Here is an 11844-nt window from a genome sequence, read left to right as displayed (position 1 = left end):
TCAGGTGTGTAAGCGCAGTAATGCGTTCAGCTAACTGATACTAATTGCCCGTAAGGCTTGATCCTATAACAAGTCTGTTTCGGCTCCAGCGATGTGAGCCAGGACTGGTTGGATTCTCGTGTGTGATACACACAACTCAAAATTACTGCTTCTTCCAAGATTGGTTGCGCTGCGAAGCCAGCACAACAACCCTCTTTGCCTGATGACCATAGCGAGTCGGTCCCACCCCTTCCCATCCCGAACAGGACTGTGAAACGACTCTACGCCGATGATAGTGCGGATTCCCGTGTGAAAGTAGGTAATCGTCAGGCTCCCTAAGCCAGAAACCCCCGCCCGAAAGGCGGGGGTTTTTGCATTTCAGCGCCGGAAATGCGCGCAGGCTGTCGGCCAGGCGCAATGCGGCTCGAGCTGAAGCGTCGATGACCTCGAATCAGGATCTTCGCGGCCTCGAGCGATCGGTCGTCAGGCACCCAAGAAATTCTCGGCACGTTCTTCTACGGACTACGCCATCCATCTTCAGTCGGTGTCCGGCCGATGTCGGCAAATCCAGCGGCGATGTCTTGTTGGCCGGTGATGGCCGACGTTCGTGGACGATGGTCGACAAATGCCGATTTTTACCGAAAAATTCACCGCGCCATCCACCTGATTTTCGACGCACCAGGTCGACCTGATCGTGCGTGCCTCCGGCGAACGCGCCAGAAATCTCCATAAAAATCTATGCGCATAAAGTCCGTTTGCTCGATATGTGCTGCAGAGCGGCGAGCAGGCCCTTCGGGGTAATATCGGCATTCGTCCCGATTCGCGGCATCTGCCTGCATCTGCCGGCGATCGGTGTCTTCTGCATTCCTTCTCCCGCATCGTTCATGACTGACAGCCCTGCCCAAGGTAGTCGGACGACCGACTTCTTGCCGTATCTCGTCGCCGCAACGTTCTTCATGGAGTACCTCGACACGACCGTGATCGCGACTGCGTTGCCGCAAATGGCGCGCTCGTTCGGTGTCGGTCCGAATGCGCTGAGCCTCGGCATGACGGCCTATATGCTGGCGTTGGCGGTGTTCATCCCGATCAGCGGCTGGATCGCGGATCGCTATGGATCGCGCACGGTATTCGCAAGTGCGATCGTCGTGTTCACCGGGGCATCGGTGCTGTGCGGGCTGTCCGACGGTGTCGTGACGTTCACGGCTGCGCGGCTGCTGCAGGGCGTCGGTGGGGCGATGATGGTGCCGGTCGGACGGATGATCGTCGTGCGGAGCACCGAGAAGGCCAAGCTGATGCGTGCGATCGCGACGATCACGTGGCCGGGCATCGTCGCGCCTGTCGTCGGGCCGCCGATCGGCGGCTTCATCACGACCTACGCGTCATGGCGCTGGATCTTCCTGCTGAACGTCCCGTTCGGTATTGCCGCGCTCGTCTGTACCTGGCTGATCGTCCGGAACACGCGGGCTGACGAGCAACGGCCGCTCGACTGGGTTGGATTCGTGCTGGCCGGTGGTGCGCTGACTTGCCTGCTGATCGGCACCGAAGCGGCCGGGCAACAGGATGTCGATTTCACGCGCGCGGGCGTCCTGGTGGGGGCGAGCGTGCTGTTCGGTGCGGCCGCGTGGCTGCATGCACGACGCTGCGTACATCCGCTGCTCGATTTCACGACGCTGAAGGTGCCGACGTTCTCGGTGACCGTGATCACCGGTTCGGTCACGCGAATGGCGATCAACGCCGTGCCCTACCTGCTGCCGCTGCTGTTCCAGATCGGCTTCGGGCTGTCGCCGTTCCAGTCGGGCCTGCTGCTGCTCGCGAGCGCGCTCGGCAATCTGGGGATGAAAGCTGGAACGTCGTGGATTCTCGACCGATATGGCTTCCGGCGCGTTGCACTCGTCGACGTGACGATCGTCGGCTTCTTCACGATCGCGTGCGGCTGGCTGACCGCGTCGACGCCGCTGGCGATCACGCTGCTCGTCGTATTCGTCTACGGACTGACGCGGTCGATGCAGTTCACGACGCTCGCGACCCTCGCCTATGCGGATATCCCGGCGCATCAGACGAGCGCGGCCAGCACGCTGTGGAGCGCCGCGCAGCAGATGACGATCGGGATGGGGATCGCGTTCGGTGCGTTGTCGCTGCGGCTCGCGGCGCTGGTGCGCGGCGATGCGGCCGGCATGCATTACGTGCTCGACGATTTCCGCTGGGCATTCGTCGCGGCAGGTGTGCTCGCGCTGCTGACGTTGCCGGGCTATGCACGGCTGGCCTCCGATGCAGGCGATCGGCTGCGGGCGACTATGGCGCGAGGGTAGGCCGAACGGCTAATCGAATCTGCACCACGACAGGTGAGCGAGGCTGTTTTCCGCTGCTCACCTGAAACGTCGATCCGGTGCGGGTGTGATGGCCCGACGGTCAGCGCAATCGCTCATTCGTCGCGGCTGCAGTAGCGTGAGCAGACCGCGCGGTGCGCCTGGCGCGACCCTGAAATCATCCGAGCCACGAATGCCGAGACGACACCAAGCTCATCCCGACTGTTGTCACTGCGCGTCATGAAAGATGATGCCGACCGTGTGGCGATGGCCGCTGCGAATTCGGCTCACGCCGTGGCGCAGGTTGACGCGATAGACGCCGCGCGTTCCCTGCACGGGTCTGCCGTGCACGGCGAAGATCACCGCGTCGCCCTGCATCAACGGCACCACTTCGGTACGTGATTGCATGCGTGGCCGCTGCTCCGTCAACACGAATTCCCCGCCCGTGAAATCGCGGCCCGGCGCCGACAGCAGGATCGCGACCTGCAGCGGAAACACGTGTTCGCCGTAGAGATCCTGATGGAGGCAGTTGTAGTCGTCGGGACCGTATTGCAGGATCAGCGGCGTCGGTCGCGTTTGTCCCGCCGCGTGGCAGCGATCGAGGAAGGTCGCGTGGTCGTTCGGATAACGGACGTCGATTCCGAGTGCCTGGTTCCAGCGATTCGCGACGGGTGCGAGATGCGGATAGATCGTCGCGCGTAGCTCGGCGATGGCCGCAGGCAGCGGGTACGCGAAGTATTTGTATTCGCCGCGGCCGAATCCGTGCCGCGCCATCACGACGCGTGAACGATAGAGTGCATCCAACGGATAGAGCGACGCAAGCGTATCGCATTCGTCCGGCGAAATCAGGCCCGGCACATGCGCGCACCCATAACGATCGAGCTCGGCACCGACGGTCCGCCAGTCGATGGTGTCGACGCGTTGCGCGATGTCGGGAGATTCGATGGCAGGTTGCAGATCGGCGATGTTCACGGGCGTCCCTCGGTTCGTCAGCGATGTGGCGCCGCGCGGAATGCTCGGAAGCGTCGCATGCACGGTTGCAGCCACAAAAAATGATGCCCCCAGTCTAGCGACGTTCGAGCACAGATGCGCTCCAGATCTTGCGCTTCAATTCGGAAGGGGGAGGAGGGCATGCGGCGCGCACGATACATCGAAGGCTGCGACGTATCAGTGCGGAAAGGCGGAGAAGCGGAGCGGCGAATCTTCCACGACAGGCAGCCGGCGCACACCGGCCACCCGTCGCAACGCGAATCAAGCCATCGACCGGAACAACCAGTAGAGCGCGCCGGCAAGCACGATCGACGCCGGCAGCGTCAGCACCCACGCGAGCACGAGGCTGCGCACCGTACCCCATTGCAGCCCCGACCCGTTCGCCGCCATCGTGCCCGCGACACCCGACGACAGCACGTGGGTCGTCGACACCGGCAGCCCGTACACGTCGGCGGCGCCGATCGTCAGCATCGCGACGAGTTCGGCCGATGCGCCCTGTCCGTAGGTCAGATGCTGCTTGCCGATTTTCTCGCCGACGGTCACGACGATCCGCTTCCAGCCGACCATCGTGCCGAGGCCCAGCGCGATCGCGACGGCAACCTTCACCCACGTCGGAATGAACTTGGTCGCGTGGTCGAGCTGCTTGCGATAGTTGTCGATTGCGAGCTTGTCGTCGGCGGCGAACGCGGGCTGGCCCGACTTCTCGATCAGGCGGATTGCTTCGGATACCAGATACATCGTGTTGCGCACGTTGTCGACGTCGCGCTGCGGCACGGCGGCCATCGACCCCGACGCGCCGACTGCCGTCGCGAGCGATGTCGACAGCTGCTGCACGGCCGGCAGCACGGCAGGCGTCAGTTCACGACGCTGCACGTAGTGTTCGACGTCGGCGCGCGGGTTCGTGGACGGCGCGACGCCGTTCGTGTACTTGCCGAACGTCGCGGCCGCCTGGTTCGCGACGGCCACGAAGGTCTGCGATTCGGCCGGCGTGACGGCCTTGTTCAACGCATACGCGGTCGGCACCGTGCCGATCAGGATCAGCATGATGAGGCCCATCCCTTTCTGCCCGTCGTTCGAGCCGTGCGCAAACGAAACGCCCGTGCAGGTCAGGATCAGCAGGCAGCGAATCCAGAACGGCGGCGGCTGATCCTTCGGCGGTTCCTTGTACAGCTCGGGAATCCGCACAAGCGTCTTCAGCACGAGCAGCAGCAGTGCCGCGCACAGGAAGCCGACGATCGGCGAGAACAGCAGCGACTTGCCGACGCCGAGCGCCTGGCCCCAGTCGACGCCGCTCGTGCCGGACGGCCCGTGCATCAGCTGGTTCATCAGCCCGACGCCGATGATCGACCCGATCAGCGTATGCGAGCTCGACGACGGCAACCCGAAATACCAGGTCGCGAGGTTCCAGACGATCGCGGCGATCAGCAGCGCGAATACCATCGCGAAGCCCGAGCCGCTGCCGACCTGCAGGATCAGCTCGACCGGCAGCAGTTGCAGGATGCCGAACGCGACGGCGCCGCTCGAGACCATCACGCCGAGGAAGTTCCACATGCCGGACCAGATCACCGCGACGTTCGGCGTCAGCGAGTGCGTATAGATCACGGTGGCGACCGCGTTCGCGGTGTCGTGGAAGCCGTTGACGAATTCGAAGCCGAGCGCGATCAGCAGCGCGGCGCCGAGCAGCAGGTAAGGGAACAGCTTCCCTTCGCGGACCGGCGACAGATCGTCGATCAGGTGCGTGGCGATATAGATCGCGCCGAGCGCGAGCACCAGCAGGAAGACGGCATAGCCGACCTGCCTGGTGCGTTCGACGGAGCCCGAATTGTTCGGTGCGGACGAAGCAGGTTGATTCATGACGGCATCTCGTAAGGGAACCGCGTCCGATCCTATCTGCGGCCAGCAGTCAGTTTGATGACAGTCGGGACCACGAACGGTGTACCTTGCCGATGCGTAAGGAAATTGAAGGCATGCATGTGCAACGCGAGGTACCGGCCCGCATCGTCGTCCACATAGTGAGCGCAATACGGGCCTACGCGTTGTCGTCCGTGCTCAACGTCCACCCGTGCGGTGATGCGACGAGCGTCGTGCAGGACAGCGGCGCGATGTCGAGGCGGGTCGCTGTCTTCGAATCCATCCGCAACGCATGCGCGACAGCCGCGCGAACGATCGTCGCATGCGTGACCGCGACGATGTCGCGGTCACGCTGCAGCGTGTTCAACCAGATGCCGACGCGGCGCATGGCGGCGTCGAACGATTCGCCGCCGTGCGGCGACGCTGACGGGTCGCCGATCCACGCATCCAGCTCGTCCGGCAAGTCGCGTGCGAGGTCGTGCAAGCGCCGGCCACGCCAGTTGCCGTAGTCGATGTCGCGCAGCGCGTCGTTAACTTCGGCATGTAGCCCGAGTGCTTCGGCGGTCTGCCGCGCGCAACAGGCAGGGCTGCACAGCACGAGCGAGCCATTAACGCCTGCCCACCGGTCGCGCAGTGCAGCGGCTTCGGCGAGCCCGCGGGCATCGAGCGGATCGTCGTCGGGAAACGTGCCGGTGCGCATCGCCCGGGTCGATGCGTGTGCGATCAGGTGCAGCGAGGCATGCAGGGTCATGGCGGTTTTCGGGGAATCCGGAGCGGGACGCAATCGCCACCGTGCGATCACTTCAATACGCGAACGTTCGCGCGTACAATTCGCCCGATACGAAACGCGGAAGCCGGTGCAATTCCGGCGCGGTCGCGCCACTGTAACCGGGGAATCGATGATCCCGGAAGCCAGACCTGCCTTCGTACCCATTCAACATTTGTCGGGGCGCGAATCCCCTGAGGTGCATCCATGAGCGAAGCAGTGCTGAAGCCGGCGGTCGTGCCGGCACCCATCCCCGTCCGCGAACTGTTGCCGTGGGCCGTGTTCGTCGGCCTGATCCTGTTGCTCGCGCTTTATTTCGTCGGCGCGGAACAGGGCGCGACGTCGCTCGTGCCGGGCATGTACGTCCACGAGTTCGTCCACGACGGCCGCCATCTGCTCGGCTTTCCCTGCCACTGACGCGGAGGTCGTGATGGTCGGAAAGCTGCTCATGCGCGGGATGCTCGCAGGCATCGCCGCAGGCCTCCTCACGTTCGGTTTCGCCAGAATCGTCGGCGAACCGCAAGTCGATCAGGCGATCTCCTTCGAAGAAAAAACCACCGCCGCCAATGGCGAGGCACCGGAGCCCGAACTGGTCAGCCGCCACACGCAGGCGGGCCTCGGGCTGCTGACGGGTGTCGTGACCTACGGCGCGGCATTCGGCGGGCTGTTCTCGCTGGTCTTCGCGTTCGCCTACGGGCGAGGCAGCCGCCTTCCCGCACGGCCGCTGGCCGCGTGGCTCGCGCTGGCGGCGTTCATCGCGCTCGTGATCGTGCCGAACCTCAAGTACCCGGCCAATCCGCCGTCGGTCGGCGATCCCGACACGATCGGCTACCGCACGGGCCTGTTCTTCCTGATGATCGCGATCTCGGTCGCGACGATGGTGTTCTCGGTCAGCGTGCGCCGCCATTTGCTGGCGAAGCTCGGCCAGTGGAACGCGTCGATCGTCGCAGGGCTCGTGTTCGTCGCGATCATCGCGGCCGTGCAGGTCGGGCTGCCGTCGGTCAGCGAGTTGCCGGCCGATTTCCCGGCGGCCGTGCTGTGGAAGTTCCGCGTCGCGGCGATCGGCATGCAGGTGATCATGTGGACGACGATCGGCCTGTTGTTCGGCGCCTGGGTCGAGCGCAGCGAGCGCATCGGCCTGCGCGCCGCCTGACGCGCAGCGCAGCAGAGCGGGGCGCGCCTAGCGCAGCATGCGCGGCGCACTCCCCGTCGATTCGCGCGCCAGCGCGACGAACGCGGCCAGATAGTCGATCGATGCGTCTGCTTCGCGGATGCCGAGGAAGATCTGCTTCGTGATCCCCTTCTTGCCGAGCTTGACCGGCACGACCGCCATCCGGTCTGCATACTCGTCGGCCAGCCATCTCGGCAGCGCGGCCACGCCGCGTTCGCTTGCCACCATCTGCAACATGATGTCGGTCGTCTCGATCGACTTGTGCCGCTTCGGCACGATGCCGGCCGGCGTCAGGAACTGGTTGTAGATGTCGAGCCGGTCGGTCTCGACCGGGTACGTGATCAGGATCTCGTCGGTCAGTTGCTCGGGGGTCACGTAGTCGGCGTTCGCGAACCGGTGCGAGTCGGCGACCACGAGGACCTGCTCGTAGTCGAACACGGGATCGAAGCGCAGCCCCGGCTTGTTCAGCGGATCGGGCGTGACGAGCACGTCGATGTCATAGCCGAACAGCGCGCCGATGCCGCCGAACTGGAAGCGCTGCTTCACGTCCACGTCGACGTCGGGCCAGCGCGACAGGTAGGGCGACACGACCTTCAGCAGCCACTGGTAGCACGGGTGGCACTCCATCCCGATGCGCAGCGTGCCGCGCTCGCCCTTCGCGTACTGCTTCATCCGCTCTTCGGCGAGTTCGAACTGCGGCAGCAGCCGGTTCGCCAGCTTCAGCAGATATTGCCCGCCCTGCGTGAGCCGCAGGCCGCGGCCTTCGCGGTCCCAGATCGGCGTGCCGAGCTGCTGCTCGATTTTCCGGACGGTATGGCTGAGCGCCGATTGCGTGAGGTGCAGCGCATGGGCGGCCGCGGTCAGCGAGCCCTGGCGCTCGACTTCACGAATGACGACGAGATGGAATCGTTCCAGCATGGATTTCGCTCGCGCAACGAATACATGAACAGTTTTAATGGATGAATGAAATAATGCCATTTTATTTCATGGTTTGAAATCCCTATGATGGCTGCCGGATCTTCAATTCTTCTCTGGACGGCAGCTCATGGTGACGACACACAACCTCGGTTTTCCGCGCATCGGCGCGAAGCGCGAACTCAAGTTCGGTCTCGAACGCTACTGGAAGGGCGAGTCGTCGCGTGACGATCTGAAGGCGCTCGGCGCCGAGTTGCGACAGCGCCACTGGCACGACCAGCGCGACCTCGATCTCACGCCGATCGGCGATTTCGCGTTCTACGACCAGGTGCTCGACATGAGCTTCACGCTCGGCAACCTGCCGAAGCGCGTGCAGGGTTTCCATGGCGACGCGCTCGACAACTATTTCCGCGTCGCGCGCGGCCGGTCGGCGCAGTCGGCGGAAGAACACGCGGCATGCTGCGGCGGTGTCGCGGCCGGTGAAATGACGAAGTGGTTCGACACGAACTACCACTACATCGTGCCGGAGTTCCACGCGGACACGAACTTCTCGCTCGACCCGTCGCGCCTGCTGCAGCAACTGGCCGAGGCAAACGCGCAGGGCGTGAACGCGAAGCCCGTGATCCTCGGCCCCGTCACGTACCTGTGGCTCGGCAAGGCGAAGGACGATTCCGATCGCCTCGCGCTGCTGCCGAAGCTGCTGCCCGTGTACGGCGCGCTGCTCGATACGCTGACCGCGCAGGGCGTCGAATGGGTGCAGATCGACGAACCGATCCTCGTCACCGAGCTCGACGCTGAATGGCGCCAGGCCTTCCGCACCGCATACGCGGCGCTGGAAACACGCCGCATCAAGCTGCTGCTCGCCACGTATTTCGGCCAGCTTCAGGACAACCTGACGCTCGCGGCGTCGCTGCCGGTCGACGGCCTGCATGTCGACGCGATCAACGCACGCGACGAAATCGACGCGCTGGTGCGCGAGCTGCCGGTCGAGCGCGTGCTGTCGGTGGGCGCGATCAACGGCCGCAACATCTGGAAGACGGACCTGAGCGCGACGCTCGACTGGCTCGAGCCGCTCGCGAAGCAACTGGGCGACCGGCTGTGGCTCGCGCCGTCGTGCTCGCTGCTGCACGTGCCGGTCGATCTCGCGAGCGAGGAGAAGCTCGATGCGGAAATCCGCTCGTGGCTCGCGTTCGCGCTGCAGAAGCTCGATGAGCTGAAGGTGCTCGCGACCGCGCTGAACGAAGGCCGCGACAAGGTGGCCGATGCACTTGCCGCGAACGCCGCCGCGATCGATTCGCGCCGCCGCTCGCCGCGCGTGAACAACCCGGCGGTGAAGGCCGCGATCGCGCGCATCGACGCGCAGCTCGGCAACCGCGTGAGCCCGTATCCGCAGCGTGCGTCGAGGCAGTCGGCGCGACTGAACCTGCCGGCTTTCCCGACGACGACGATCGGCTCGTTCCCGCAGACCGCCGAAATCCGCCAGGCGCGCAGCCAGTTCAAGGCCGGCGCGCTGGACGAAGCCGGCTACCGCGCGGCGATGCAGGCCGAGATCGAGCGCAGCGTCCGCGAACAGGAATCGCTCGAACTCGACGTGCTCGTGCACGGCGAAGCCGAGCGCAACGACATGGTCGAATACTTCGGCGAGCAGCTCGACGGCTACGCATTCAGCCAGTTCGGCTGGGTGCAGTCGTACGGTTCGCGCTGCGTGAAGCCGCCGATCCTGTTCGGCGACATCAGCCGCCCGAAGGCGATGACGGTCGAATGGATCACGTACGCGCAGTCGCTGACGAACAAGCCGATGAAGGGCATGCTGACGGGCCCCGTGACGATCCTGAACTGGTCGTTCGTGCGCGACGACCAGCCGCGCTCGGTGTCGTGCTACCAGCTCGCGCTCGCGATCCGTGCGGAAGTGCTCGATCTCGAGAAGGCCGGCGTACGCGTGATCCAGATCGACGAGGCCGCGCTGCGCGAAGGGTTGCCGCTGCGCCGTGCGCAGTGGGGCGAGTATCTGAAGTGGGCGGTCGAGTCGTTCCGCATCACCGCGAACGGCGTGCAGGACGATACGCAGATCCACACGCACATGTGCTATTCGGAGTTCAACGACATCATCGCGTCGATCGCCGACATGGATGCGGACGTGATCACGATCGAGACGTCGCGCTCGGACATGGAGCTGCTCGACGCATTCGACGAATTCAAGTATCCGAACGAAATCGGGCCGGGCGTGTACGACATCCATTCGCCGAACATCCCGACGCAGGATCACATCGTCGGCCTGATGAAGAAGGCGGCCGAACGGATTCCGGCGGAACGCCTGTGGGTGAACCCGGATTGCGGCCTGAAGACGCGCCAGTGGGCGGAAGTGATTCCGGCGCTGACGAACATGGTTGCTGCCGCGAAGACATTGCGCAACCAGGTGCAGTAACGCAGCGAGCGCTGTGCGGCGCCGTCGCGACCGGTGACCGGACGGCAAAGAAAACGACCCGCGGAAGCGGGTCGTTTTGCGTCATGCGGGCGCTTGCGTCACGCGGTGCGTGCGGCGCGCGGCAGCACGTCGTCCTGCTTGCGCGGCGCACCGGCATCGTCGATGCTGACGCGGCGCGAGATCAGCCACACGCACAGCGACGACAGCACGGCCGCGCTCGTGTACTGGATCGCGAGCGGCCACCATTGCGGCGCGGTGTTCTGCGCGATGATGGTCGCCACCAGCGGCGTGAGGCCGCCGGCAAGCGCGCCGCACACCTGGTACGCGATCGAGATCGCCGTATAGCGGATCCGCGCGACGAAGATGCCGCTCACGAAGCCCGCCACGACCGAGTAGTAACCCGATTCCGCGAGCGTCGCGAGGCCGACGCCGGCCGTGATCGACACCGGCGTGCCCATGTGCACGAGCGGCAGCATCAGGAACGGGACGATCGCGGCCCATGCGCCGGTGATCAGCAGCACGCGCGTGGTGCCGAAGCGCTGCGCGAGGAACGCGGCCGCGAGCTGCACGACGAACTGCAGCACCGCGACGATCGTCATGCAATGCAGCACCATCGACCGGTCGAGCGACAGGAACTGCGTCGCATAGCTGATCATGAAGATGTTGCTGAAATACACGCCGGCGATGCCGTACACGTTCGCGCCGATCGCGAGCAGCAGCAGCGGCCAGACCTTGAGCGCTTCGCGCAGCGGCTGTTGCGCGATGTTGCCGCTCTTCTTGACTTCCTCGAACTCGGGCGATTCGGACACGCTCGCACGGATCACGAAGCCGACGATCAGCAGTACGGAACTGGCGAGGAACGGCACGCGCCAGCCCCAGCTCATCATGTCGTCCTTCGACAGCGTGCTGATCGCGCCGAACGCGAGCATCGACAGGATCAGGCCGCTCGCGCTGCCGAGCTGCGCGAACGACGCGAAGAACGTGCGCTTGCCTTCGGGTGCATGTTCGCCGGCGAGCAGTACCGCGCCGCCCCATTCGCCGCCGACGGCGATGCCTTGCAGCACGCGCATCAGCACGAGCAGGATCGGTGCGATCACGCCGGCTTGCGCATGGGTCGGCAGCAGGCCGATCGCGACGGTCGACACGGCCATCAGCATCAGCGTCGCGAGCAGCGAGCGCTTGCGGCCGAAGCGGTCGCCGAGATAGCCGAACATCACGCCGCCGAGCGGCCGCGCGAAGAAGCCGACCGCGAACGAGCCGAACGACGCGAGCAGGCTGATGAAGCGGTTTTCGCCGGGAAAGAACAGCGGCCCGAACACGATGGCGGCGGCGGTCGCGTAGCTATAGAAGTCGTACCACTCGATCGTGGTGCCGACGAACGACGCGAGCGCCGCCCGCTTCGGTTGCTTGACGGAAGTCCCCATCTTGATGTGTGCTCCTC

9 protein-coding genes, 1 rRNA gene and 1 riboswitch are annotated in these 11844 nt (G+C 64.9%); of the genes, 5 read left to right on the top strand and 5 right to left on the bottom strand.

Annotated elements, in window-relative coordinates; genetic code table 11:
- Positions 1 to 198: 198 nt before the first annotated feature.
- Positions 199 to 311, top strand: a 5S ribosomal RNA gene (gene rrf, locus DIE03_RS32625).
- A gap of 552 nt (positions 312 to 863) precedes the next feature.
- Positions 864 to 2288, top strand: coding sequence for a DHA2 family efflux MFS transporter permease subunit (locus tag DIE03_RS32620; RefSeq protein ID WP_124456282.1), 1425 nt, complete (start codon positions 864 to 866; stop codon positions 2286 to 2288).
- 225 nt (positions 2289 to 2513) lie between these two features.
- Here DIE03_RS32620 and DIE03_RS32615 read toward each other — a convergent pair whose 3' ends face one another.
- The 3 genes from DIE03_RS32615 to DIE03_RS32605 all read right to left on the bottom strand — a co-directional run bounded on the left by DIE03_RS32615 (position 2514) and on the right by DIE03_RS32605 (position 5877).
- Positions 2514 to 3257 (bottom strand): 2OG-Fe(II) oxygenase, encoded by a 744-nt coding sequence (locus DIE03_RS32615; protein ID WP_124456281.1) that lies wholly within the window; start codon positions 3255 to 3257, stop codon positions 2514 to 2516.
- Positions 3258 to 3536: 279 nt separating this feature from the next.
- A complete protein-coding gene (locus tag DIE03_RS32610; protein WP_124456280.1) occupies positions 3537 to 5129 on the bottom strand; it encodes an inorganic phosphate transporter in 1593 nt (530 codons plus the stop codon).
- A 175-nt stretch (positions 5130 to 5304) separates the two neighbouring features.
- Positions 5305 to 5877 carry a histidine phosphatase family protein gene (locus tag DIE03_RS32605; RefSeq protein WP_124456279.1) on the bottom strand — a complete coding sequence of 191 codons (573 nt, stop codon included), beginning with the start codon at positions 5875 to 5877 and terminating at the stop codon, positions 5305 to 5307.
- Positions 5878 to 5923: 46 nt separating this feature from the next.
- A riboswitch (cobalamin riboswitch) is annotated at positions 5924 to 6067 on the top strand.
- A gap of 32 nt (positions 6068 to 6099) precedes the next feature.
- Here DIE03_RS32605 and DIE03_RS32600 point away from each other — a divergent pair.
- Positions 6100 to 6309, top strand: a complete 210-nt coding sequence (locus tag DIE03_RS32600) for a CbtB-domain containing protein (RefSeq protein ID WP_006488502.1) — start codon at positions 6100 to 6102, stop codon at positions 6307 to 6309.
- Between the two features lie 13 nt (positions 6310 to 6322).
- On the top strand, positions 6323 to 7045 hold the full coding sequence (locus DIE03_RS32595; RefSeq protein WP_124456278.1) for a CbtA family protein: 723 nt from the start codon (positions 6323 to 6325) through the stop codon (positions 7043 to 7045).
- A gap of 27 nt (positions 7046 to 7072) precedes the next feature.
- Here the strand turns inward: DIE03_RS32595 and DIE03_RS32590 are convergent, their stop codons facing one another.
- Entirely contained in the window at positions 7073 to 7981 is a 909-nt protein-coding gene (locus DIE03_RS32590; RefSeq protein ID WP_124456277.1) for a LysR family transcriptional regulator, read from the bottom strand.
- A gap of 127 nt (positions 7982 to 8108) precedes the next feature.
- Here DIE03_RS32590 and metE point away from each other — a divergent pair, with 127 nt between their 5' ends.
- Positions 8109 to 10403 (top strand): 5-methyltetrahydropteroyltriglutamate--homocysteine S-methyltransferase, encoded by a 2295-nt coding sequence (gene metE / locus DIE03_RS32585; RefSeq protein WP_124456276.1) that lies wholly within the window; start codon positions 8109 to 8111, stop codon positions 10401 to 10403.
- Between the two features lie 98 nt (positions 10404 to 10501).
- Here metE and DIE03_RS32580 read toward each other — a convergent pair whose 3' ends face one another.
- Positions 10502 to 11827 (bottom strand): MFS transporter, encoded by a 1326-nt coding sequence (locus tag DIE03_RS32580; RefSeq protein WP_124456275.1) that lies wholly within the window; start codon positions 11825 to 11827, stop codon positions 10502 to 10504.
- Between the last annotated feature and the right edge of the window lie 17 nt (positions 11828 to 11844).

This window comes from Burkholderia sp. Bp8992 (genome assembly GCF_003853705.1).
Lineage (GTDB): Bacteria > Pseudomonadota > Gammaproteobacteria > Burkholderiales > Burkholderiaceae > Burkholderia.
This window is presented reverse-complemented; position numbering and strand designations above follow the sequence as displayed.